At 64.4% G+C, this 22,389-nt stretch carries 24 protein-coding genes; 13 read left to right on the top strand and 11 right to left on the bottom strand.

The window, feature by feature from the left end; translation table 11 throughout:
• The first annotated feature begins 22 nt into the window (after nucleotides 1–22).
• From A9762_RS01135 to A9762_RS01145, 3 genes are all read left to right on the top strand, one after another.
• Entirely contained in the window at nucleotides 23–919 is an 897-nt protein-coding gene (locus tag A9762_RS01135) for a GntR family transcriptional regulator (RefSeq protein WP_069340450.1), read from the top strand.
• Nucleotides 920–947: 28 nt separating this feature from the next.
• The gene (locus tag A9762_RS01140) at nucleotides 948–1,679 is read left to right on the top strand and encodes an ABC transporter substrate-binding protein (protein ID WP_069340192.1); all 732 of its coding nucleotides are present in this window, start codon (nucleotides 948–950) and stop codon (nucleotides 1,677–1,679) included.
• A gap of 199 nt (nucleotides 1,680–1,878) precedes the next feature.
• Nucleotides 1,879–2,733: a hypothetical protein gene (locus tag A9762_RS01145; RefSeq protein WP_069340193.1), complete on the top strand. Its 855-nt coding sequence runs from the start codon at nucleotides 1,879–1,881 to the stop codon at nucleotides 2,731–2,733.
• On the opposite strand, the gene A9762_RS01150 is transcribed toward A9762_RS01145, so the two are convergent.
• Nucleotides 2,730–3,521: a helix-turn-helix domain-containing protein gene (locus tag A9762_RS01150; RefSeq protein WP_069340194.1), complete on the bottom strand. Its 792-nt coding sequence runs from the start codon at nucleotides 3,519–3,521 to the stop codon at nucleotides 2,730–2,732. The genes A9762_RS01145 and A9762_RS01150 overlap by 4 nt on opposite strands.
• Before the next feature lie 149 nt (nucleotides 3,522–3,670).
• On the opposite strand from A9762_RS01150, the gene A9762_RS01155 reads away from it, so the two are divergent.
• Entirely contained in the window at nucleotides 3,671–4,777 is a 1,107-nt protein-coding gene (locus A9762_RS01155; protein WP_170836156.1) for an NAD(P)/FAD-dependent oxidoreductase, read from the top strand.
• Nucleotides 4,778–4,846: 69 nt separating this feature from the next.
• On the opposite strand, the gene A9762_RS01160 is transcribed toward A9762_RS01155, so the two are convergent.
• On the bottom strand, nucleotides 4,847–5,491 hold the full coding sequence (locus A9762_RS01160; protein ID WP_069340196.1) for a metalloregulator ArsR/SmtB family transcription factor: 645 nt from the start codon (nucleotides 5,489–5,491) through the stop codon (nucleotides 4,847–4,849).
• Between the two features lie 143 nt (nucleotides 5,492–5,634).
• On the opposite strand from A9762_RS01160, the gene A9762_RS01165 reads away from it, so the two are divergent.
• Complete coding sequence (locus A9762_RS01165; protein WP_069340197.1) at nucleotides 5,635–6,651, top strand: catalase family peroxidase; 1,017 nt, start codon at nucleotides 5,635–5,637, stop codon at nucleotides 6,649–6,651.
• 331 nt (nucleotides 6,652–6,982) lie between these two features.
• Nucleotides 6,983–7,573, top strand: coding sequence for a hypothetical protein (locus A9762_RS01170; protein ID WP_139133016.1), 591 nt, complete (start codon nucleotides 6,983–6,985; stop codon nucleotides 7,571–7,573).
• Between the two features lie 97 nt (nucleotides 7,574–7,670).
• Here the strand turns inward: A9762_RS01170 and A9762_RS01175 are convergent, their stop codons facing one another.
• From A9762_RS01175 to A9762_RS01200, 6 genes are read right to left on the bottom strand one after another with little or no spacing between them, the layout of a single operon-like run.
• Nucleotides 7,671–8,084 (bottom strand): RidA family protein, encoded by a 414-nt coding sequence (locus tag A9762_RS01175; protein WP_069340199.1) that lies wholly within the window; start codon nucleotides 8,082–8,084, stop codon nucleotides 7,671–7,673.
• Nucleotides 8,085–8,118: 34 nt separating this feature from the next.
• Nucleotides 8,119–8,847: an amino acid ABC transporter ATP-binding protein gene (locus A9762_RS01180; protein ID WP_139133031.1), complete on the bottom strand. Its 729-nt coding sequence runs from the start codon at nucleotides 8,845–8,847 to the stop codon at nucleotides 8,119–8,121.
• 14 nt (nucleotides 8,848–8,861) lie between these two features.
• On the bottom strand, nucleotides 8,862–9,821 hold the full coding sequence (locus A9762_RS01185) for an agmatinase (RefSeq protein ID WP_069340201.1): 960 nt from the start codon (nucleotides 9,819–9,821) through the stop codon (nucleotides 8,862–8,864).
• A complete protein-coding gene (locus A9762_RS01190) occupies nucleotides 9,818–10,531 on the bottom strand; it encodes an amino acid ABC transporter permease (protein ID WP_069340202.1) in 714 nt (237 codons plus the stop codon). The genes A9762_RS01185 and A9762_RS01190 overlap by 4 nt, the downstream gene beginning before the upstream one ends.
• Nucleotides 10,521–11,210 (bottom strand): amino acid ABC transporter permease, encoded by a 690-nt coding sequence (locus A9762_RS01195; protein ID WP_069340451.1) that lies wholly within the window; start codon nucleotides 11,208–11,210, stop codon nucleotides 10,521–10,523. Before A9762_RS01195 ends, A9762_RS01190 begins: the two co-directional genes overlap by 11 nt.
• 11 nt (nucleotides 11,211–11,221) lie before the next feature.
• Complete coding sequence (locus A9762_RS01200) at nucleotides 11,222–12,082, bottom strand: transporter substrate-binding domain-containing protein (RefSeq protein WP_069340203.1); 861 nt, start codon at nucleotides 12,080–12,082, stop codon at nucleotides 11,222–11,224.
• 178 nt (nucleotides 12,083–12,260) lie between these two features.
• Here A9762_RS01200 and A9762_RS01205 point away from each other — a divergent pair, with 178 nt between their 5' ends.
• Complete coding sequence (locus A9762_RS01205; RefSeq protein ID WP_240493399.1) at nucleotides 12,261–13,142, top strand: LysR family transcriptional regulator; 882 nt, start codon at nucleotides 12,261–12,263, stop codon at nucleotides 13,140–13,142.
• A 25-nt stretch (nucleotides 13,143–13,167) separates the two neighbouring features.
• On the opposite strand, the gene A9762_RS01210 is transcribed toward A9762_RS01205, so the two are convergent.
• The gene (locus A9762_RS01210) at nucleotides 13,168–14,070 is read right to left on the bottom strand and encodes a LysR substrate-binding domain-containing protein (protein WP_069340452.1); all 903 of its coding nucleotides are present in this window, start codon (nucleotides 14,068–14,070) and stop codon (nucleotides 13,168–13,170) included.
• Between the two features lie 180 nt (nucleotides 14,071–14,250).
• Here A9762_RS01210 and A9762_RS01215 point away from each other — a divergent pair, with 180 nt between their 5' ends.
• A complete protein-coding gene (locus A9762_RS01215; protein WP_069340453.1) occupies nucleotides 14,251–15,852 on the top strand; it encodes an MFS transporter in 1,602 nt (533 codons plus the stop codon).
• A gap of 22 nt (nucleotides 15,853–15,874) precedes the next feature.
• On the opposite strand, the gene A9762_RS01220 is transcribed toward A9762_RS01215, so the two are convergent.
• The gene (locus A9762_RS01220; RefSeq protein WP_069340205.1) at nucleotides 15,875–16,750 is read right to left on the bottom strand and encodes a LysR family transcriptional regulator; all 876 of its coding nucleotides are present in this window, start codon (nucleotides 16,748–16,750) and stop codon (nucleotides 15,875–15,877) included.
• A gap of 125 nt (nucleotides 16,751–16,875) precedes the next feature.
• Between A9762_RS01220 and A9762_RS01225 the strand changes: the two genes are divergently transcribed.
• Both A9762_RS01225 and A9762_RS01230 read left to right on the top strand, forming a co-directional pair.
• Nucleotides 16,876–17,595, top strand: coding sequence for a haloacid dehalogenase type II (locus A9762_RS01225; protein ID WP_069340206.1), 720 nt, complete (start codon nucleotides 16,876–16,878; stop codon nucleotides 17,593–17,595).
• 104 nt (nucleotides 17,596–17,699) lie between these two features.
• Nucleotides 17,700–18,497: an aldolase gene (locus tag A9762_RS01230; protein ID WP_069340207.1), complete on the top strand. Its 798-nt coding sequence runs from the start codon at nucleotides 17,700–17,702 to the stop codon at nucleotides 18,495–18,497.
• 75 nt (nucleotides 18,498–18,572) lie between these two features.
• On the opposite strand, the gene A9762_RS01235 is transcribed toward A9762_RS01230, so the two are convergent.
• Entirely contained in the window at nucleotides 18,573–19,016 is a 444-nt protein-coding gene (locus A9762_RS01235; protein ID WP_069340208.1) for a cupin domain-containing protein, read from the bottom strand.
• 116 nt (nucleotides 19,017–19,132) lie between these two features.
• On the opposite strand from A9762_RS01235, the gene A9762_RS01240 reads away from it, so the two are divergent.
• The 3 genes from A9762_RS01240 (at nucleotide 19,133) to A9762_RS01250 (ending at nucleotide 22,340) form a co-directional block, all read left to right on the top strand.
• Entirely contained in the window at nucleotides 19,133–20,110 is a 978-nt protein-coding gene (locus A9762_RS01240; RefSeq protein ID WP_069340209.1) for a LysR family transcriptional regulator, read from the top strand.
• Between the two features lie 266 nt (nucleotides 20,111–20,376).
• Complete coding sequence (locus tag A9762_RS01245) at nucleotides 20,377–21,237, top strand: VOC family protein (protein ID WP_069340210.1); 861 nt, start codon at nucleotides 20,377–20,379, stop codon at nucleotides 21,235–21,237.
• Nucleotides 21,234–22,340: a M14 family metallopeptidase gene (locus A9762_RS01250; protein WP_069340211.1), complete on the top strand. Its 1,107-nt coding sequence runs from the start codon at nucleotides 21,234–21,236 to the stop codon at nucleotides 22,338–22,340. Before A9762_RS01245 ends, A9762_RS01250 begins: the two co-directional genes overlap by 4 nt.
• The last annotated feature ends 49 nt before the right edge of the window (nucleotides 22,341–22,389 follow it).

Here is a 22,389-nt window from a genome sequence, read left to right on the forward strand (position 1 = left end):
TGCCGGTCCCGACTTCTTCGCGATGAAATCCGAGCGCTCCATTGCCACACAAATCGTCGATCTGATTCAGGCCGAAGGCATGCAGGCCGGTCAGCATCTGCCCGCGCAGATGCTCGCCGACAAGCTGCGGATCTCCCGCTCGCCGATCAACGAAGCGCTCGCGCTGCTGCACGACAAGGGCATTCTCGTACGTGAGCGCAACCGAGGATATTTCGTGGCACAACCGGTGCCGACGTCGGACGTCGACGCGGCGCAATCGCTCGGACTCGACGAGACCGATATCGTTACGAGCACCTACTTCCGGATCGCGGACGACCTGCTGCGCGGGCACTTGCCCGGTGAGTTCTCCGAACAACTGATTCGCACACGCTACGGATTGACGACGACACAACTGGGCGCCGTGCTCGGACGCATTCGCGACGAAGGCTGGGCCGAGCGCAAACCCGGCTACGGCTGGCAGTTTTCGTCGATGCTGACAACGCCCGACAGCCTCATCCAGACGTATCGCCTGCGGCTCGCACTCGAACCGGCGGCACTGCTGGAGCCGGGCTACCGGCTCGATGCGAAGGTGCTCGAACGTCTGCGCGCGGCGGAACGCCATCTGCTCGATGGCGGTATCGAGACCGACACACCGGATCAGTTGCATGAGCGTGGCGTACGCTTTCACGAGTCGCTGGTCGAGGCCTCGGGCAATCCGTTCTTCGTCGACACAATGCGACGCGTCACACGCGTGCGGCGTCTGCTCTCGTACCGCTCGATGCAGGATCGTGCGCGCTACCGCCCCCACGCGCAGCAGCATCTGGAAATTCTCGAATTGCTGGCGCGCGAGCGCAACGAAGATGCCTCGGCATTGCTGCACGCTCACCTGCAACACACGATCGACGCCATCGGCAAGATCGCCGGTCTGCTCGAACCCTGAACCCTTCCCCCGACTTCCGACGCCCATCATGACGCCCGACCCAACCCTTCTCAAAGCGTTTGCACCGACCGGCGTGCTGCGCGCCTGCATCAACCTCGGCAATCCGATTCTCGCGGGCACCGACGCCCAGTCCCGACCGGTCGGCATCTCTGTCGATCTGGCCGGCGCACTGGCGAAACGGCTGGGCGTCGATCTCGAACTCGTGGTGGTCGACGCCGCAGGCAAATCGGTCGAGACGGTCACGAACGAGCAGGCCGACGTCGGGTTCTTCGCCATCGATCCGCGTCGCGCGGCGACCATCGGCTTCACGTCGCCTTATGTCCTCATCGAAGGCTATTACCTCGTGCGCGACGCGTCGCCCGTCAAGACAAACGCCGATGTCGATCAGACCGGCACGCGTGTCGTCGTCGGTAAGGGCAGCGCTTACGACCTGTTCCTCACGCGCGAACTGCAACACGCGGAAATCGTGCGCGCGCCGACATCGCCGACCGTCATCAAGACGTTCATCGATACGGGCTGCGAAGTGGCGGCCGGTGTGAAGCAGCAACTGGAGCAGGATGTCGCGAACCTGAGCGGCTACCGCCTGCTCAACGAGCGCTTCATGGTGATTCGTCAGGCCATGGGTGTGCCGATCACGCGCGGCGAAGCGGCACTGGCCTATCTGAAGACGTTCGTGGAAGACATGAAGCGCGAAGGTTTCGTAGCAGACGCCATGCAGCGTCACGGCATCGCGGGCGTGAGCGTCGCGCCTGCCGAATAAGCTGATTTCGTTCGCTTTTCCGCTCGTTTTGCTGCTGGCCGCAGGCGTTGCCACCACGTTTCGCCTGCGTCGCCATGACTGCGCCCCCGTCACCGCCATCGACAAATGCGGGTTGCATGCTTCGGGGTGCGCGGCGTGATGTGGCACTGACATCGCACTGATGCCGCACCGATGCCGCACGTCAGTCATTCGAGCGAATATGCAAAAGATTCCGAACCGTGGGTTGCCGCTTCCGTCCCTCCAGATCACGCCGCCCACGCAGGCCCGGCCCGGCGCAACGCATGCCCCTGCCTCACTGGGACTTCCCACGCCCACGGCTGCCAACCCGCTGTTGAGCGGCCTGCCGGTCAGGGCCCGACGCTCGCCGAGTCCCTCGCCGGATGCCGCCGACCATTCAGATAGCGATTGCAGCATCGAGATCGTCATCGAGGAAGTCGAGCCGGAACCGCTGCCCCAATCCGAGTCGCCCGGCGCGCGACGTCCGAACCGGCTCGCTCCCGGTCTCGATCACAACAACCTGACGGTCTTCGGCGCAGCGCGTGTCGAAACGGAGGTCAGCGATCGTCCCACGCTTTTCAAGCACCTTCAGCCGCTGGATGGCCGACATGCCGGTGAAGACCGCGGGGTTTCGTTCGAATCGAAAGTGATGTACCTGAAACCCGCCGAGCGGGCCCAGTACAAAGTCTCCGTGCAAGACGGCCTGATGATCGGCTCAGACGGCCGTCCCATCGACACGCGAGACGCATCGCGCCGCCCGGGCAAAACCCCGGAGCGCGCCATCTTCGTGATGGACAGGCACGGCGACATCTACTTGTCGAAGACCTTCAGGAAAGGGCTGTTTCACCATTCGAGCTTTCTCGCGGGACAGCCCGTCGCCGCAGCAGGCGACATTCGCATCGAGAACGGCAAGGTCACGGACGTATCGCGCACCAGCGGCCACTACCAACCGACGAGCCAGCACTTGCAGCAGTTCGTCGATCACCTGACGAACCTCGGTGTGCCCGCCACGTTCCACGTGCACGACAGCAACGCGACGCCCGCCGATTCGGTTTAAGCGCTGGTCCTTCCAATGCCGACGTATTTGCCCGGCGTCACGCCAAACGCCGTGCGGAACATGGCAATGAAATTGCTCGGACTCGCATAGCCCAACGCATCGGCGATAGTCGACACCGATTCACCTTCCGAGAGCATCTCGACGGCGCGCATCAACCGCGCCTGCTGACGCCATTCGGACAGCGTCATGCCGACCGACGCGGCAAACAGCCGTCGCGCGGTGCGCATCGAGAGTCCCGCCATCGACGACAGCGTTTCCAATGAGTGCTCGCGCCCCGGCTCGCTCAACACGAGCTCGGTCATCTTCAGCAGCCGCTTGTCGCTGGGCATCGGCAGATGCAGCGGCTCATGCCGCGCCGCCCGGATTTCATCGATGAGCACCGCCACGACACGCTCGTCCTCCTGCGACGCCGCCGTTTCCGTGCGCCACGCCGCCACCCGCTCGATCAGCGCTTCGAATAACGCCCCGACGGACAACACCTGCGGACGATCGGGCAGCGTCGCGCAATACGCCGGCGCGAGCAGGATGTTCGAGCCGGTTCTCACGCCCTTGAGTTCGCCCCAATGCATCAGATCCGGTGGAATCCACACGGCCCGTTTCGGCGGTAGCAGCCATGCGCCGAAGTCGGTGCGGATGTGGAAATGTCCAGCGGCGATGTAGATCAGTTGCCCCTGCGGATGCCGGTGCCACCGGTTCAGACGACTGACGCCGGGCGGCCGCTCGCCATCCAGACCGAAGCCTTTCAGAACGGTGCGGTGCGTCGTGGTTTTCGCGGTGGATGCGGGCATGCGGATGTTGGAGAGGACGTCGCGGCAGGATGGCCGATTTTCAGCATATTTTGACCTTATGCGGATAACGGATCAACCACGGCGACCGATAGAGTGCGTGCTGAAACGCCACCGACGTGGCGCGCATGAAACGAATCAAGGGAATCGAAATGTCGCACAAACCCGCCATCGTCATCGCCGGTGCAGGGCCCGCCGGTCTGGTCGCCGCCAACATGCTGCATCGGGACGGCTTCGACGTCACCGTCTTCGAAGCGGATGCTTCCGTCACATCGCGCGATCAGGGCGGCATGCTCGACCTGCACGTGCCGGACGGCCAACTCGCGCTGAAAAAGGCAGGCTTGTTCGACGCTTTCATGGCCATCGCCCGCCACGACGATCAGGAACTGCGCGACATCGACTGGGCCACGGGCGCGGTGCTGCTCGAAGACATCCCCGCGCCGGGCACGGGAGATCGTCCCGAGATCGACCGCCTCGTGTTGCGCGAACTGCTGCTCAAGCCGCTGCCTGCCGGAACGGTTGTATGGGGGACGCGCATCGCGCAGGTGACCCGGACGCCCGGCGGACGCTGCGCCGTGCGTCTTCACGATGGACGGACACACGAATGCGATCTCGTCATCGGGGCGGACGGTGCGGGGTCGGCCGTCAGAGCCGCGCTCACCGACGTCCGTCCGAGCTATTCGGGGGTGACATTCGTCGAGTTGTGGATGACCGACGTGGACCGCCGTCATCCTGCGATTGCGAAGAGGGTCGGACACGGTACGCTCATGTCGCTGGGCACCGGGCAAGCGCTGGGAACGGCGCTCTTTGCGCAGCGCAACGGCAACGCCGTAGTCCGCAGTTATGCCGCATTCCGAACCGATGCCGACGATACCGATCGCCCCGAGAAGGCACTCGCCAACCTCACGAAACAGGACCTTCTTGCGCGCTTTCCCGGCTGGTCGCCCACACTGCTGACGCTGATCGAAGACGCCGACCGTATCGCAGCCATCCGCCCCATCGTCGGCCTGCCGGTGGGCACGCGATGGCCTGCCACGCCCGGTCTCACGCTGATCGGCGACGCCGCGCACGTGATGCCGCCGATGGGTGTCGGCGTCAATCTCGCCATGCTCGACGCCGCCGAACTCGCGCAAGCCATCGCGAGCCAGACCGACTGGCAAGCCGCCGTCCATGCGCAGGAGCAAGCCATGCTCGATCGTGCTGCCGAGACGAGCGCGGAATGCACGGGTGCCTTCAGGGAGTGGTTCGGGCTGGCGTGATAAGGGGAAAGCGGACGAACCAGCGACCGTGCGAAATGCCGGCGGTGAACGATGTCCGAATGTATGGCGTCACGAACCTTCGGACGCCGTCTCCGATTCGATGAGGTACTGACAGATCAGGCGCTCTTCGCGAATGCAATGTTCGCTTGCGGGACGGCCTGTCGCTTCGGAGAAGAACGCTGCCAGGGCCCGGCACACGCAGGGCTTGTCGCGCGTCACGCCGCCCAGCGGGCAACTGTAGTTGCGCACCATGATGCCGCCGTCGACCGGCACGGCTTGCGTGCTCGCACCGAGCGCATCGGCGGCGGCCATCGCAGCCGCGAGCCGACGCTCGAACGCTGTCTCGCCATTCGTCGACACGACCGGCTTGGTGAGACCCGCTTCCTGCGCCAGCCGGCGGCCTGTCGTCTCGAGAATGCGGTTGAGCGTCTCCGGGTCGAGATTTGCGTCCAGTACCGAGAGCAGTCCCGCGAGAAACGCCGGGTAGGCGCTCGACCCCAGATCCTCGGTACCCGGCGCCGCTTCGTAGACGATCGCCGGCTTGCCCGGCCCGCCGCTTTGTACCGACTTGGCACGACGCACGGTCCCCTCGGCTTCCAGCACCTTGAGCTGAACGTTGATCGCATTGCGCGTCACGCCCAGTCGCTCGCATAGCTGAAGCACCGTCAGCGATTCGCGCTGAAGCAGTCCGAGGATGTCGTTTCGGGTCGTCACTGCACCGTGGCCGGATGAAGAAGATGTGACGGATTATAGCTTCTGACCATAAACACAATAAAAACCATTAAGACAATTGTTATTGTCATTATTGATCGAGAACCCTACACTGTGCGTCCCCACATCGACATTGGACGGACATCATGAACGTTTCCGGGCTCTTCAAATGGCTGGCGGCCTGCTCGCTCGCCCCGGTGCTCGCCGGCACTGCTGCCGCACAAACCCTCTCCGCGCCGCCGACGCCCGCGTCGAAAGCATCGCCCGCCGAACTGGTCGATGCGCTGGGCGGCGTCTTCGGTCAGCATGCCGACGCGCGTGCAGTGCACGCCAAAGGCGTGGTGCTGACCGGCACGTTCACGCCGGCCACCACGGCGGCGTCGGTTTCGAAGGCACCGCATTTGCAGAAGACGTCCGTGCCCGTCACGGTACGGTTCTCGGACTTTGCCGGCATTCCCGACATCGCGGACAACCACGGTCTGGCAAGCCCGCGAGGATTCGCCATCAAGTTCGCACTGCCGGATGGCTCGACCACTGACATCGTTGCGCACTCGTTCAACGGCTTCCCCTCGCCCACCGCAGACGACTTCCGCAATCTGCTGATCGCGCTCGGCACCAGCGGCCCCGACACGCCGAAGCCGACACCGCTCGATCGCTATCTCGGCGACCATCCTGTCGCGAAGGCCTTTCTGACGGCACCGAAGCCCGCCCCCGTGAGCTACGCCACGTTGCCCTATTACGGCGTGAACACGTTCAAGTTCACGAATGCGGCGGGCAAGGTGACATACGGTCGTTACCAATTCCTCCCGCGCGCAGGCGCCAAATATCTGAGCGACGACGAAACCGCCCACGCCGCACCGAATTACCTGCGTGACGAAATCGTCAAGCGAGTGGCAACGCAACCGGCCGAGTTCGATCTGGTCCTGCAAATCGCCGATCGCGGCGACAAGCTCGACGATCCTTCCATTGCGTGGCCGACGTCCCGTCGCATCGTGAAGCTCGGCACGATCTCCGTGACGACGCCCGTGGCAGATAGCGACGCCGCCCAACGCGCCCTGCTGTTCCTCCCGGCCGCCCTCCCGCCCGGTATCGACGTACAGGATCCGATGGTCGCCGCACGCTCCGCCGCGTATCCGATCTCGTACCAGCGCCGCCATCAGTAAGGCCTCGCGACGCGTCCCGCAGCGGCCTGCGGGATCTCGGGATATACCCGGGGGCGCGACTGGCAGGCATGCGTCGAGGGCATGTCTGGCGGGCCTGAGCGGGTCACGCCCCGCCAATATGGCTTGCCCCCGGTGGAAATTGGGGTAGCGGTCTGCAAATGACTGACTACACTTCCTAAATGCATACGGCGCATGGAGACCGCTCAAGACGGTTCGCAATGCGAAGTTCCAGGGTTTCATCGGAGCCCGGCAGATGCAGGAAGTGCGCCGTACGAAGGTAAAAATGGGGCCAGTGGAATAGCGATTCCATTCCTTCACGGGAGGCATGTCCATGACGTGCCTGAACAAATGGATGATAGGCGCCTGTGTCCTCACGCTTAGCGGCGTGGCGATGGCCGATGGCGCCGACTCGGGTTCATCCGAACAGATGATGATGGCCAATCTCGGGCCCTCACCGCTACCCGTTTATGTCCCGCCACCGCCCGCGCCTGTTTCCGTCGCAGCGGTTCCGGCCGTTCCCGTCACGCTCTATCCGTTCGGCCGGGAAGGCCAGGAGACAGCGCAGCGCGTCGACCGAATGTCGCAAGCCGATACCAACGCCTTCCTCTACACGCGTATCGAAGCGATCAACGGCGCGGTGCACCCCAACGACCATCGGCCCGCCGACTGGATCGAGTCGACGCCGGCCGCCGATGCGGCGGCTGCGGCCAAAGCCTCGCGAAGTTATCTGAGCATCGGACCGAACCAGTCGCCACAGTTGTCGCTGGTGCAATGGAACAACGCAGACGACAAACTCGGCTCCGATCCCAAGCGGGGACTCTCGCTGAAGACGGAAGACTGGACGGTTTCCGCGAGCGCAAAAATCCCGATTCTTCGTCAGAAGGATCTCGGCGCGACGGTCTACGTCAAACGCCGCTTCTGAAGCCTGGGCCTCGCCTTTTACCTCACATCTCGCTACACAATGCAAATGGCCGACGGTTGTCCGTCGGCCATTCGGTGTTGTACCGTCAGAACAAGGCTTACGCGGTCGGCTTCACCGCCGTCACGTCGATCTCCACCAACCACTCGGGGCGCGCCAGCGCCTGCACCACGATACCCGTCGACACCGGGAACACGCCCTTGAGCCAGCGTCCCATCACGTTGTAGACGGCTTCGCGATAGCGCGGATCGACGATGTACACCGTAACCTTGCAGATGTCCGCGAGCTGGCTGCCGCATTCGTCGAGCAGCATCTTCACGTTGGCCATCGCCTTTTCGGTTTGTGCCGTGACATCGCCGATACCGACGGACTCACGTGTGTCGAGATCCTGACCGATCTGCCCGCGCAGATAGATGGTGTTGCCCGCGATCACCGCCTGGCAGAGATCGTTGTCGAGCTTCTGTTCCGGGTAGGTCTCGCGCGTGTTGAACTTACGGATTCGGGTGTGCGTCATGTTGTCTCGTGTCTGAAAGCGGTGAGTCCTGCGCTCAATGCGCGAGGATCTTCGAGAGAAAGCGTTTGGCGGCGGGACTGGCGGCGTCGTTGAAGAACACGTCCGTCGGACTGTCTTCGATGATCGCGCCGTCCTCCATGAACACCACGCGATGCGCCACGCGTCGCGCGAAGCCCATCTCATGGGTGACAACCATCATCGTCATGCCTTCGCGGGCGAGTTCGACCATCACGTCGAGCACCTCGTTGACCATCTCCGGATCGAGGGCCGATGTCGGTTCGTCGAACAGCATCGCCATGGGATCCATCGATAGCGCCCGCGCAATGGCCACACGCTGCTGCTGACCGCCGGACAACTGGCCGGGATACTTGTGCGCGTGCGCCGAGAGACCCACACGATCGAGCAACGCCCGCGCCTTGGTGCGCGCCGACGTGGCATCGCGCCCCAGCACGATCTGCTGCGCAAGCGTGAGATTGCGCGTGAGGTCCAGATGCGGGAACAACTCGAAGTGCTGAAAGACCATGCCGACCTTGCTGCGCAGCTTCGGCAGGTCCGTCGATTTCGCGGTGAGCGAGGTACCCGCCACCACGACGTCGCCCTTCTGAAACGGCTCCAGCGCGTTGACGGTCTTGATCAGCGTCGACTTGCCGGAACCGGACGGTCCGCACACCACCACGATCTCGCCCTTGCCGACATGCGTCGAGCACTGCTTGAGCACGTGGTGCGCGCCGTACCACTTGTCGACGCCGCGAATGTCGATGATCGGTTGTGCGTTGCTCATTTGTCGAAGTGTCCCGCGCGAATCGACGCGCCGATCAGGTTGAGGATCAGACGGCCGGCCGTCACGCACGAAATCAGGTTGGCGTCGTCCTTCTCCGGCTGAATCTCGACGATGTCCATGCCGACGACACGGCCCTTGCGCACCAGACCGTGGATCAGCTTGCGCGCCTGCACGAAGGTCACACCGCCCGGTGCCGGACCGGCGACCGCCGGCATCGTCGACGGATCGAGGCCGTCGGCGTCGATGGTGAGGTAGTAATTGCCGCCGTCGGGAATGCGATCGAGCACGGCGTCCATGCCGATGTCGTGCAACTCGTACGCCGTGACCAGCTCCGCACCGTACTCACGCGCCGCAGCGAGATCCTGCGGACGGCCGCTGCCCTGCGCACGCAGGCCGATCTGGATGATGCGATCGACGTGCGCCATTTCGGAAGCGCGACGGATCGGGCTCGACAGGCCTTCGCGCACGCCGTTGACTTCGTCGCGCCAGTCCAGATGCGCGTCGATGTGCACGAGCGTGATCGGCCCCTTCTGGTCGAGACCGCGCAGCACCGGCGTGGTGATGCCGTGATCGCCGCCCAGCACGATGGGCATCGCACCACCGGCGGCAATGCGGCGCACGGCAGCTTCGGCGCGCGCATAGTGCTCGCCCGGCTTCGACAGATCGGGAACGATGTCGCCGCAGTCGACGAAGCGAATGTCCTTGCGGCCTTGCAGCAGCGGGCCGTCGATATCGAAGTCGTAGTGCTCGGGACGACGCACCACGCGGTCCGTCGCCTGACGAATCGCAGACGGCGCATTCGTCTGATCGTTACTGAAGTCGGAGGCAGCGTACGGCGCGCCGTACGGCATGCCGAGCACGGCGATGTCAGCCTTCAGGTTGTCGATGTCGAGATCGAGCTCCGAGTACAGCAGCGTCGGATGACCAGTGCGCGGGGCAACGGTGTAAGTCGTCATGAGAGTTGTCCTTTTCCTTTGGCGGGGAGTGTCGATAAAGCGGGGACGTCAGGTGTGCGGGTACGTCGCCCGACAACGGTTTCCAGACGTCGCCCGACACCGGCCAGCAAGACACTGCTGAGCCAGTAGATCAACGCCGTCGTGCCGAGCACTTCGACGTAAGCGAATGTGTTTGCGGTGAGCAGATTGCTCTGGTAAGTCATCTCCGGCAGGCTCATCACCGAAAAGATGGCCGAGTCCTTGAACATCATGATCACGAGGCTCGTCGTCGGCGGAATCAGAAAGCCGAACAACTGCGGCGCGATGATGTGACGTTGCGTCTGCCAGTACGTCATGCCGAGCGAGAGCGCCGCATGCGTCTGTCCACGCGCCACGCTGCGTAATGCCGCGCGCAGGATTTCGCAGAAATACCCGCCGGTGTAGAACGCCGTACAGCCCACCGCAACCGTCATCGCCGAGGCACTCACCCCCAGCTTCGGCAACCCGAAGAACGACAGATAGACGAGGATCAGATACGGGATGTTGCGCACCAGCTCGACGTAGCCGAGCGCGATGGGACGCAGCAGCGTGCGCGACTGCGCCGCATAGGCGGCGACGATCCCGACCACGACCCCGATGGGGATGCCGATGACGCTCACCAGCGCCGTGATGCGCAGGCCTTCGAGCAGAACGGGAACGGCTTCCCGGACGATGGAGAAATCAATGGCCATGGGGCAGCATCCTGGAGACCCGGCGCTCGCAAACGCGCGACGCGGCCGAAATGCAGAACAGAAGCACGAAGTACACTGCCGCCGTAATCGCGAAGACCTGCAGCGGCAGATCCGTCTGCAACGTGGCGTTGCGCGCGACGGTCGCCAGTTCGGGCACCGCAATGATCGACATCAGCGACGACGCCTTGAGCAGAATCGTGAACTCGCTGGTGAGCGGTGGAATGGCGCGATAGATGACTTGCGGCAGCAGTACGTGCCGCCAGACCTGCGTTGCGCGCATGCCCATGGCGTACGCCGCCGAGCGTTGCCCGTAAGAGATCGTGCCGAGCGCACCGCGCAGGATCTCGACGATGTAGGCGCTCGTATTGCACGCCAGCGCCGCCACACCGGCCGTCACCGGCGAGATCGAGATGTCGAGCAGCGCGGGCACCATGTAGTACGCGATCAACATGTGGATCAGCGCCGGCGTGCCGCGAATCAGACTGACCCACAGCACGACGAATGCGCGCAGCGGCGCGATCGGCGAGATGCGCGCGAGCAGCAGCACGATCCCGAGACCCAGACCGATCACGAAGGCCCCTGCCGAGGCGGCCAGCGTAATCGCCGTTCCCGACACGACGCCCTCGAGAAACGGTTGGATCACGCCGCCCATGTCAGTCGTACCCAGCCAGGCGAACATGGCGGCGGACGTCAAATCGCACCTTGCGGCAGATAGTTCTCGCGCGGCGTGTCCATCGGGCCGCCGAACCACTTCTGCTGCAATGCGGCGAGCTTGCCGTTGGCACGGAACTCGTCGAGCGAATCGTTGATGAACTTGCGGATTTCGAGATCGTTCGGGTTTGCCACCCACGCGAGCAACTTCGGCTGGCCGATGGTGCCGGCGATGCGAAACGCGTTGGGTTGCTTGCGCATCTGCACTGCCGCGATGTTCGACGGCATCAGCGCCACGTCGATGGTCTTGTTGGCGAGCGCGTTCGAGACATCCGGATACGCCTGGAACAGACGCGTGCCCGCATAGCCCTTGCCCGTCTTCGCCTTGAGTTCCTTTTCGAACTCGTCGGCCACCGGCTGCGACGACGAGCCCATCTGCGTGCCGATGGTCTTGCCCGCAATGTCCATATCGCCCTTGATCGCCGTTTCGTCGACACGCACCATCAACACCGAGCGCACCACGCCGACCGGCTGGCTGAACGCGAAACGCTTGGCGCGCTCCGGCGTGATGCCCACGCTCGTCGCCACGAAGTCGAACTTATGCGACATCAGGCCGGGCAGCAGGCCCTGGAACGGCAAATTCATTTGTTCGAGCTTCACGCCGAGCTTCGCGGCCATCAGTTCGAGCACGTCGTGCCCATAACCGACCACCTGACCGTTTTCGACGAACTCAAACGGCTCGTAAGCGGCCTCGGTACCGACCGTCAGCTTGCCGCGCTTCTTGATGTCGGCGAGCGTGCCGCCTTCGGCGAAGGCCAGCGTGGGCAGGGCCGGGAGGGTCACTGCGGCGCTCGATGCAAGCGCCGCCTTTACAAAGGATCGTCTGGACCAGGTCTTCATTGCTTGCCTCGCGTCATGTGGGTTGGGTAGCTGACGGGCGTCTTCCGGCAGTCCCCGGTTCGATGCGCCTCTGTAATTCAATGTATGCGGGCAAAAAGATCATGAAAAATGATTTTTTTATTGGTATGGTTTCAAAAAATGAAACCTTTCGATGCACCCAGCAAAGAGGAGCGAAGCCGTGGCAAACCGGGACTTCAGCGAGCGCGATCTGCGCTCGTTGCGCATCTTCTGCGCAGTGGCGCAGGCCAGCGGCTTCGCGGCGGCCGAGAAGCAGTTGAACATGTCGAAGGCGTCGATCAGTCGCCATATCCGCGAGGTCGAGGAGACGCTGGGTACGCGTCTGTGCGAGCGCGGGCCGTCCGGCTTCGTGCTCACGCATGCGGGCAAGGTCGCGCTGGAACTGGCGCGCGATGCGCTGAAATCGCTGGAACGGATTCGTCCGGAAATCGACGCCGTGCGCGGCGTGCTGTCGGGCACGTTATCCATCGGGATGGTCGAACACATCCTCTCGGATGTCGGCTGCCACATCCCCGAGGCGCTGGACGCGCTCAAGACGCAGGCGCCCGATGTGAAAGTCGAGCTGACGGTGATGACGTTCAACGAACTCGATCTCGCGTTGCGCGAGCGCCGCGTGCAGATCGCGATACGGGGGATGTACCGGCGTGAAGCGGGGTTTCACTATCAGCCGCTGTTTATCGAGCGTCACCAGTTGTATGTGGCGAAGCATCGGGTCAAGGACGCGTCGACACTACCGCTCGTCTATCGGACGCAGCCGTTCGTGCATGAAGCGCTCAACACGCTGGGATTGACGCGCGGGCCGACGGCCTCGGGACTGGAGGCCGTCGCGATGCTGGTGCTGTCGGGACACTATGTGGGGTTGCTGCCGCAGTACTACGCGGGATCGTTCGCGAAGCGCCACGCGTTGGTGCGGGTACCCGCCGGGCCGGAATACGAGAACGCGATCAGCGCGATTACGGAAGCGTCACGCCCGAGAACGCGAGCGCTGGATTTGTTTCTGGATCTGCTGGCGCAATGTCATTCACAGACGCAGCAGACGTGACGACACGTCGCTCGGCGCACGACGCTCACTGATCGAACAAGGCGTACGACGTGACCGCTGCCGTGCGCGTAATCTGCGAGATGAGTTTCGTCACGGCCAGCGACGGCTCGAAGCTGCGGAAGATGGCGGAGATCTCGGAGTGAATCGGCGGCCCCGCCAACGGCTTGAAGACCACGCCGGGGATCGCCGTCGCGCCGACGAGCACGTCCGGCACGATGGCCACGCCCTCGCCTAACGCCACCGCCGTCAAAACCGCGATCAACGATCCCGGCGCGGAGCCGATGATCGGCGTGAATCCGCCGCGACGCGCCACTTCGAACGTCCCCAGCGTCTGCTCCGGATTGATGAAACGCTCGCCGTCCAGCGCTTCGGCGTCCACCGCGCCCGACTGAGTCATCAGCGAATGTCCCGCAGGCAACGCCACGCAGAAACTGTCCCGGAACAAGACGTGCGCACGATGCCGGTTATGCAGGTTGATCGGCATGCGGACCAGCGCGACGTCGAGACGGTTGTCCACGAGCATCGCCGGCGACTCGTGTTGCGACACCTCCTTCGCGGTCACGATCACCCCCGGCCACGCCTGCCGGAAGGCAGCGAGTTGCGTCTGCAAGACCCCCGAGAACACCGCCGAGCCGATGTAACCGATCTCGATGCGCCCCGTCTCGCCGCGTCCGGCGCGTTGCCCCGCCTGAACGGCATGCTCGGCCTGAGCGAGCACCTGCTTCGCTTCGAGCAGGAACATCTCGCCAGCGGGCGTGAGACGCACGTCGCGACGGCTTCGCGCGAACAACTGCACCCCCAGCATGCGTTCGATGTCCTGAATCTGCACGGTCAGCGTGGGGGCGGCGATGTCCAGCGCCTGCGCCGCGCGCCCGAAATGCAGCGTCTGCGCCAACGTCACGAAGTAGCGAAAGTGCCGTAATTCCACCGGAATCCCCATAGTTTGTTATGCGTTGCCAGCCATGCTACCGCGCGGCGTTCCGGGCGTCATCGTTCATTTCATTAGGTTCAACCTAATAAGTTTGCCGACGCCCGGCAATGACGCGTCGCCCCCTCGCGTGATCGAATGCACACACGCTTCGACACACTCGCCCTCGCGATTCTCGACATGACAACGCAACTTCAAACCGGCTCACCCGACACCCCGTCGTCGTCGACGGGCAGCCTCGCACTCCTGCTCACCGCCTCGACCGGCTGCGCCATGACGGTGCTCGACACCAACGTCGTCGGCGTCGTGCTCCCGACCATCTCGGCGCAACTGCACGCGAGCTTCGCCGAAGTGCAGTGGGTCATCGGCGCGTACGTGCTGTGCTTCGCCGCATTGCTCCTGCCCGCTGGGTCCATCGCAGACCGCTTCGGCCGACGCCGCGTGTTCCTCTGCGGCATCACCGGCTTCGCGCTCGCGTCGCTCGCCTGCGGTCTCGCACCGACGGCACAGTGGCTCTATCTCGCCCGCGCCGCACAAGGCATCGGAGCCGCGTTCCTGCTGGCACCCGCGCTCGCCATCATCGGCCACGGCTTCCATGAGAAAGAGGCGCGTGCCCGCGCGTGGGGACTCTGGGGCATGGTGATGGGACTGACGATGGTGCTCTCTCCGCTCATCGGCGGCGTGATCGGCGACACGCTCGGATGGCGCTGGGCATTCCACATCAACGCACCGATCTGCGCCCTGCTCGGTCTCGCGGTCGTGCGCATCGTCCCCGAGTCGAAAGCCGAGGGACAACGCCGTATCGACGTGCCCGGCATCGCGCTCTTCGCCAGTGCGATGTTCTGTGTGACGTGGGCGTTGATCGCCGCGCCTGCCGCCGGTTGGAGCAGTCCCGGCATTCTGACGCGCTTCGCCGCGGGGGCCATCCTCTTTGCGATCTTCTCTGCCGTGGAGCGCTCGCGCGCGCACCCCATGCTCGATCTGTCGCTGTTCCGCTCGTGGCCGTTCGCAGGGGCCACGCTTGCCATGTTTTCTTACGCCGCGTGCGCACAGGTCATGGCCTCGCTGCTGCCGCAGTTTCTTCAGAATGCACGCGGCGAAACGGTGCTGGGCGCCGGCATCGCCATGCTGCCGTTCGCCGTTGCCATGCTGTTGCTGCCGCAGGTCGGCAAACGACTCTCGTCGCATCTGCCGTCCCATCGAATTCTCGTGCTGGGGCTGACACTGACGGGCTTGGGCAATGCCGCGATGGCGTACGTCTCGGCGCAAGGACTCGGACATTCGGCATTGCCGCTGATGGTCGCGATGTTCGTGCTCGGCAGCGGTGGCGGTCTGCTCAACGGCGAGACCCAGAAGGCCATCATGGGGACGATTGCGCGGGACCGGGCGGGGATGGCGTCGGGCATCAGTACGACATTCCGCTTCTCCGGCATTCTGCTCGGCTACACCGCACTGGGCGCGGTGCTGAGCGCGGGCGTGCATCGCAGCGTCGCCGCGCATGTCCCGGCGCTGGTGGGCGCCACACAGGGTGACGTCGCCACGCGCATGGACTTCGCCGACGCGATCTCCGCCGGTGACTTCGCGCAGGCACTGCATCTGTATCCGAGCACGCTGAGTCAGGCGCTGCTCGACGCCGGGCGCAACGCTTACGCGAGCGGCTTCAGCGGCGCATTCCTCGGGGCGGGCGTCTTCGCCGTGCTGTGCGCGTTGGCCGTGCATCTGAGCATGGGACGCGCCGAAGCCCGCGAGACGCGCGCCGCACAGGTATCGCGCTCCTCCTGAACGTTCCCCGATGCGGTGTCGATCAGGCGCTGGCCGACACGACGCCTAACGTCTCGCCCACCGTCACGACGAGAAAGTCCGCCAACGCACGACGCGACGCCGACGCCGGCCCACCGCCATCCACCAACGCGATTTCCGACGGCGGCGGTGGCGGCAGCGCCTCGCACACCTGGTGATCGGGCAGCAACACGGTCTCGGGCAACACCGACACCCCGAGACCGGATGACACCGCCGCCTGAATGCCCGTGAGGCTGTGGCTGCCAAAGGCCATGCGCCACAGACGCTGCGCCGCATCCAGACTCCGGATCGCCCGCTGACGGTAAATGCAGCCCTGGGGAAACAGCGCGAGCGGCACGGGCGCATGCGCCATGTCGTCGGCGTCGGCATGGCTTCCCATTGCCCAGACCAGCGTCTCGGGCCACGCCATCAGACAGTCACCCTGTCCCGGCTCGCGCTTCACGAGCGCAAGTTCCAGATCGCCCGCACTCAGACGCTCGCGCAAATCGGTACTCATCCCCGCCACGATCTCCAGACGAATGTCGCCGTGGCTCTGCACGAAGCGCGACAGCATCTCGGCCATGCGGCGGGCGTCGATGTCTTCCGGCAGCCCGACACGCACCGTCGACACCCGGCTATCGTTTTCCATCGCATCGACGGCTTCCATCGAAAGCGCCAACAGCTTGCGTGCGTACTGCGCGAGCAATTCGCCGTGGAGCGTCGGGGTGACGTTCACACCGGAGCGGTCGCGCATGAGCAACTGGCGGCCGACGTCGTCCTCCAGCCGCCGGATCTGCTGACTCACGGTCGATTGCGTGCGATGCACCCGTTCCGCTGCGCGCGTGAAGCTGCCTTCGTCCACAACGGCAACGAGGGTCTTGAGCAGGCCGAGATCCAGCATGGCAGCACCATATTTACATATCCGATAAGTGTCACATTTTAATTTAATTTCAGAATATGCGGCAGTCCGACTACGCTGACGGCATCCCATCCAATTCCTCGTCATGAAGACACAGGAGACCCGTCATGTCGCAACCCTCCGAATCGCTGAAACACAGCCCGCGCCCGCAATGGCTTACCTTCGACTGCTACGGCACCCTCATCCAGTGGGACGAGGGTCTGCGCGACGCCGTCACCCGCATTCTGCAAAGCAAGCCGGGGCACAACATCGGCACGGCCGATCTCATCTCGACGTTCGATCACCACGAACACGCCCTCGAACAAACGCCGCCCCATCGTGCGTTCCGTGAAGTCGCGGGCGAAGGGCTGCGCCTCGCGTTGCAGGATCTGGGGCTACAAGCCTCGCCGCAGGACATCGAAGTGCTGACGGGCAACATCTCCGCGATGCCGCCGTTTCCCGAAGTCGTGCCGACACTCGCGGCACTCAAGGCGCGCGGCTACCGCCTGTGCATCGTCTCCAACACCGACGACGACATCATCGCGGGCAACGTCGCGCAGTTGGGCGGGCATATTGATCGCGTCATCACCGCGCAGCAGGCCGGCGCGTACAAGCCGAACCGGCGTCTTTTCGACTACGCGCACGAGCAGCTTGGCGTGACGAAGGACGACGTCGTCCACATCTGCGCAAGCCCGCACCTCGATCACGCCGCCGCGCGCGACATCGGTTTTCGCTGCGTCTGGGTGGATCGCGGCACCGGCCGTCGTCCGCTGCCCGACTACACGCCGGACGCGACCATTGCCACGCTCGATGCCGTGGTACCGTTGTTCGACGCGTTCGGCTGGTAATCGGGAAGCCCATCGGCAGGCTAGTTGGACAGCAGGACAAAAGACTCGCAATCACCGGATGCGACGGCAGGCGCAAGCGTGCCGTCGCTCACGTGGAGACTGACATGGCGCATACGCTCTCACTGAACGCGGGCGACACCTCGCGTCGCCTCGACCACGACGTCGATCTCGACTCACCCGCCGTGCGCACCGCCCGCGAAGAACTCGCGGCATGCTTCCGGCTCGCCGCCATGCACGGCTTCGAGGAAGGCATCTGCAATCACTTCTCGGCGATGCTGCCGGGCAGCGACCGCTGGTTCCTCGTCAATCCGTTCGGGCTGGCGTTCGAAGAAGTCACCGCATCGAGCTTGCTCGTGTGCGACGTCGAAGGGCATGTCGTCGCCGGCGACGGGGTTCCCGAAGCCACGGCGTTCTACATCCATGCCCGATTGCACAAGGCGAACCCGCGCGTGCGCGCAGCGTTCCATACGCACATGCCCTGGGCGACCGCGCTCGCGATGAGCGAAGGCGATCCTCTCGTGTGGGCGGGACAGACGGCGCTCAAGTTCTACGGACGCACCGTCGTCGATACCGACTACAACGGGCTCGCACTGGGCAACGAGGAAGGCGACCGCATTGCCGCCGCCATGGGCGACGCGGACATCGTCTTCATGAAGCATCACGGAGTGATGGTGGCTGGCCCCAACATCGCCGAGGCGTGGGACGACCTCTACTATCTGGAGCGCGCCTGCGAAGTGCAGTGCAGGGCGATGAGCACGGGGCGCGAGCTTCGTGCGGTGCCGGAGGCCATCGCTCGACGCACCGCCGCCGAGATGCGCGCAGGCGATCCGCACAGCGCCCGTGCTCACCTCGACAGCGCCATGCGACGCCTGCGTGCCGCCGGGGTACCGTTCGACTGCTGATGGCAGTACATCGTGAAAAGGTTGGCACGCCGGACCCGCCTCGTCCCCGGGACCGACTCGCTGACTGACGTCACCTCACAGGCCCACGATCTCCTGACGGAACGTCTGACATACCTCGCGCACGGCCTGCGGATCGTGTGGCACAGGCAGCGCCGCCATGGCGCGGAAGAACGCGTCGTGACAGGCCGGCGTCGACACGAGCAACATGCGCGCGATCATCGGTTGTTCGTTGACGAAGCCGTGGACATCGCCCTTCGCGACATTCACCACCTCACCCGCCACCACTTCCCGCGTCGTGTCGCCGACGGTAAAGCGCAGACGTCCATGCGTGAGCACGAACGTCTTCTCTTCGTCGAGCGAACGGTGCATTGGCGCGCCGCCCTGCGAATTGACGGTCATGTCCATGATCGTGAGATCGCGCTCGTGATGTTCGCCGCGATCGTGCACCCCTGCGATGAGGCGGACATCCATGTTGGCGAACGACACCGTGTCGACGTGCGGATTGAATTCGGATTGCATGAAACGGAAGGCTCCTTCGTGTCAGGGGGAATGCCTTCATTCTGGCAATCTCTCACCTGCGAGAAAAGGCGTCTAAAATTGGCAGGACTTGCCAATGAAATGGACAATTACTCTCGATGGATCTCAATGGAACGCTGGCGTTCGTGACCGTGGTCGAACGCGGTTCGTTCTCCGCAGCGGCACGCGCCCTCGATATTCCCCGCTCGACAGTGAGCGCCCGCGTGGCCTCGCTCGAAACGCATCTGGGTGTGGTCCTGCTGCGTCGCACGACACGCCGCATCGCGCTCACCGACGATGGCCGCGATTATTTCGAACGCACGGCGCCCGCGATTCAGTCGTTGCGCGACGCTGAGCAGGCCGGCGCCGCCAGTCCATCGGCCAATCGGGCATTGACGGGTTCCCTGCGCATCGGTGTGCCGTTCGACTTCCCGTTCGATGCACTGAGCGTCGCCATCACGACATTTCGGGTCATGCATCCCCGCGTGCGCTTCGATGTGCTGGTCGATGACAGCGTGAGCGATTTCGTCGACGACAATCTCGACATGGCGATTCGCGGCGGCAACCCCGGCGGGGATCACGTCATTGCGCGACGCATCGCGACGTTCGGCTTCGCGCGCTTCGCCAGCCCGGCGTTCGGCAAGTCGCAGGGCCAGCGCGTCGGCAAGGACGACACGCCGAGCGCCACGCACGACATCCCGCAACTCATCTTCCGCCCGCGCACCGGGTCGCCGGCATCGCAGCGCTCGACAGCGCTGGTCCCGCCGCAACCCGATTACGCCGTCGCGACGAACAGCTTCGCCCTGCTCAGGCAGTTGGCGTTGCATGGTGCCGGGGCGGCGGTGCTGCCCGCGCATACCTGCGACGACGACATCGCGAACGGACGGTTGCTCAACCTGCCGTTCAACGGCGGCGATACCAGAGATACGCAAGCCGGTCTCTATCTGGTCTATCCTTCACGGCGTGAGCTCACCGCGAAGGTCAAGGCGTTCTCCGACCATCTCGTCGATCATCTGGAGATGCGCGACGCCTCAGACGCGAAATCGGCCTCGAAAGCGTCGTCTCACCGAGTGAGAAAGCCCGTAAAACAAGGCTGAGCGCCTGACATTCGGCTCCCGGTGCACGTGAGGGCCTCACGACCGCACGCCCCGCACTAAGCAAAGCAAAAAGCATCAGTTGGGCGCACAGCGGCACGCTTCTAGAATGGACGCGTCGTCCTTTCTCTGTCGGGAGCTGTCGTGTCCAGTCGTTCTGTTCCGGGCGTGTGCCTTGCCGCCGCCGTCGCGCTTGCACCGCTTGCGTCCTCCTTTGTGTACCCTGCCTCCATCGTTTCGTTCCCACGTCAACAATCTGGAGGTCAGGTATGAGTCAGCTTCCCGCACCGGTGCTCGATCACGTCGTCATCAACGTCAAAGGCGAGCTTGAAGCGTCCGTCGATACGTACCGCCGTCTGGGCTTCGCCCTGACCGAGCGCGGTCATCATTCGCTCGGCACCAGCAACCATCTGGCGATCTTCGGGGAAAACTACCTTGAACTGCTCGGCTTCGAGGCGGGCAAGTCGACCGCGCGTCCCGACGTCACGCAAGCGCCGCTCGGTCTGACGGGTCTCGTCTTCAAGACGCAGGACTCGCACGGCCTTTACGCGACGTTGCAGGAACGCGGCATCGGCGTGGAAACGCCCGCCGAATTCTTCCGCCCGGTGCGTCTGCCGGACGGCACCACGCAAGACGCCCGCTTTCGCACCGTGCGACTGGCCACCGAACTCGTGCGCAACGGTCGCACGTTCTTCTGCCATCACTTCACGCCCGAGCATGTCTGGCGCGACGAATGGCGCGACCATCCGAACGGCGTGACGGACATCGTCGGCTTCGTGATCGCATCGCCGAATCCGGCGGTCACCGCTGCGCTCTACGATCGCGTCTTCGGCCCCGGCATCCTCACCGCCGCCGGCGAGACGGGGTATGCGTTCACCGCAGGGCGCGCCCGCGTGCACTTCGTCACGCCCATCGAAGCCGCGCAACGCTTCGGTAAGGTCGAGACGACGGACGACGGAAGCGAGCGCAGCGTCGCGCTCATCCTGCGCACGCGCTCCCTCGCACAGACGCAAGCCACGCTGCGCGAGAACGGCGTGCCGTGGACGACGCTCGACGACGGCTCGGTGCTGGTAGCCGCCGCCGACGGCTTCCACGTGGCGCTCCAGTTCGTCGAAGGGGACACGCCGTGAGTACACAACCGACATGGTGGCAGGCGTTCGGCGTCGACTATGCCGACGCACGTCAACGCTTTCGCAGCGCGGCTGACCGCGCAGGCGCGGATCTGAGCACTTATGTGAATCCGAGCGCCAAAGCACCGGACGGCAGTGATCTGACGGTCGACGTGGCACGGCTGGGTGCGGCGCACGCGCCGCATCAGTTGCTCGCCATCAGCGGTACGCATGGCCTGGAAGGCGGCGCAGGATCGGCGGTGCAGACCGCATGGCTCACGCATGCGGCTGCAACATTGGCACCGGATGTCGCCGTGACCTTCGTCCATGCGATCAATCCGTACGGTTTCGCGCACACCACGCGCACAACGGAAAACAACGTCGACCTGAATCGCAACTTCATCGACCATGACCGGCCGCACCCGGTCAATCCGCATTACGCGTCGCTGCACGACCATCTCATTCCTGCCGAGTGGACGACCGAAGGGCTGGCGCAGAGTGCACGCGCCGTCGACGCATTCCGCGCCGAACACGGTCCCGACGCCCTCTTCAACACGCTCGCGAGCGGTCAGTACACACACGCCGACGGCCTCATCTACGGCGGACGCGCGCGCGAGTGGTCGAACGTGACGTTGCAGACGATTGTCGAGCGCGAGTTGTCGCAGGCACAGCGTATCGGCCTGATCGACTGGCACACGGGCATCGGGGAATACGGCGAGCCGTTCTTCCTGTGCTTCAACGCCGACGACAGCGACGCGCAACGCGAAGCCGCCCGCTGGTGGGGCGCCGAGCGCGTGCTGAACCAGCGCCCGCATGGGCTGCAACGTCCGGACTATCAGGGGCTGGTGTTCCGGGGTGTCGAGCAGTTTGCGAAGGGACGTCCGGTGATCGGCGCAGTGGTCGAGTTCGGCACACGCGGCTCGAACGCCAGTCAGGCCAACCGCCTCGACCAATGGCTGCGTTCGCGCGCCGGGGCGAATCCCGATCCGGTACGTGATCGCCAACTGCGCGCCGACGTGCTGGACGCTTTCGTGCCAGTGTCGTCCGTGTGGCGCAACAGCGTGCTCACGCACGGGTTGCAGATCACGGCGCAAGCGCTGCAAGGCCTCGCCACGCGCGAATAGGTCGACAGGCCAATGGGTCAAGGGCGCGCATGAGCGCCTGACACCGCCT

The organism is Pandoraea sp. ISTKB, from assembly GCF_001721285.1.
In the GTDB taxonomy this organism is placed as follows: Bacteria; Pseudomonadota; Gammaproteobacteria; order Burkholderiales; family Burkholderiaceae; genus Pandoraea; species Pandoraea capi.

What these genes read in the sequence shown, in the direction of transcription:
- A9762_RS01135 (WP_069340450.1), top strand. Translation starts at nt 23, where the DNA reads ATGAAATCCGAGCGCTCCATTGCCACACAAATCGTCGATCTGATTCAG.
- A9762_RS01140 (WP_069340192.1), top strand. Translation starts at nt 948, where the DNA reads ATGACGCCCGACCCAACCCTTCTCAAAGCGTTTGCACCGACCGGCGTG.
- A9762_RS01145 (WP_069340193.1), top strand. Translation starts at nt 1,879, where the DNA reads ATGCAAAAGATTCCGAACCGTGGGTTGCCGCTTCCGTCCCTCCAGATC.
- A9762_RS01150 (WP_069340194.1), bottom strand. Translation starts at nt 3,521, where the DNA reads ATGCCCGCATCCACCGCGAAAACCACGACGCACCGCACCGTTCTGAAA.
- A9762_RS01155 (WP_170836156.1), top strand. Translation starts at nt 3,671, where the DNA reads ATGTCGCACAAACCCGCCATCGTCATCGCCGGTGCAGGGCCCGCCGGT.
- A9762_RS01165 (WP_069340197.1), top strand. Translation starts at nt 5,635, where the DNA reads ATGAACGTTTCCGGGCTCTTCAAATGGCTGGCGGCCTGCTCGCTCGCC.
- A9762_RS01170 (WP_139133016.1), top strand. Translation starts at nt 6,983, where the DNA reads ATGACGTGCCTGAACAAATGGATGATAGGCGCCTGTGTCCTCACGCTT.
- A9762_RS01175 (WP_069340199.1), bottom strand. Translation starts at nt 8,084, where the DNA reads ATGACGCACACCCGAATCCGTAAGTTCAACACGCGCGAGACCTACCCG.
- A9762_RS01185 (WP_069340201.1), bottom strand. Translation starts at nt 9,821, where the DNA reads ATGACGACTTACACCGTTGCCCCGCGCACTGGTCATCCGACGCTGCTG.
- A9762_RS01190 (WP_069340202.1), bottom strand. Translation starts at nt 10,531, where the DNA reads ATGGCCATTGATTTCTCCATCGTCCGGGAAGCCGTTCCCGTTCTGCTC.
- A9762_RS01195 (WP_069340451.1), bottom strand. Translation starts at nt 11,210, where the DNA reads ATGTTCGCCTGGCTGGGTACGACTGACATGGGCGGCGTGATCCAACCG.
- A9762_RS01200 (WP_069340203.1), bottom strand. Translation starts at nt 12,082, where the DNA reads ATGAAGACCTGGTCCAGACGATCCTTTGTAAAGGCGGCGCTTGCATCG.
- A9762_RS01215 (WP_069340453.1), top strand. Translation starts at nt 14,251, where the DNA reads ATGACAACGCAACTTCAAACCGGCTCACCCGACACCCCGTCGTCGTCG.
- A9762_RS01220 (WP_069340205.1), bottom strand. Translation starts at nt 16,750, where the DNA reads ATGCTGGATCTCGGCCTGCTCAAGACCCTCGTTGCCGTTGTGGACGAA.
- A9762_RS01225 (WP_069340206.1), top strand. Translation starts at nt 16,876, where the DNA reads ATGTCGCAACCCTCCGAATCGCTGAAACACAGCCCGCGCCCGCAATGG.
- A9762_RS01230 (WP_069340207.1), top strand. Translation starts at nt 17,700, where the DNA reads ATGGCGCATACGCTCTCACTGAACGCGGGCGACACCTCGCGTCGCCTC.
- A9762_RS01235 (WP_069340208.1), bottom strand. Translation starts at nt 19,016, where the DNA reads ATGCAATCCGAATTCAATCCGCACGTCGACACGGTGTCGTTCGCCAAC.
- A9762_RS01240 (WP_069340209.1), top strand. Translation starts at nt 19,133, where the DNA reads ATGGATCTCAATGGAACGCTGGCGTTCGTGACCGTGGTCGAACGCGGT.
- A9762_RS01245 (WP_069340210.1), top strand. Translation starts at nt 20,377, where the DNA reads ATGAGTCAGCTTCCCGCACCGGTGCTCGATCACGTCGTCATCAACGTC.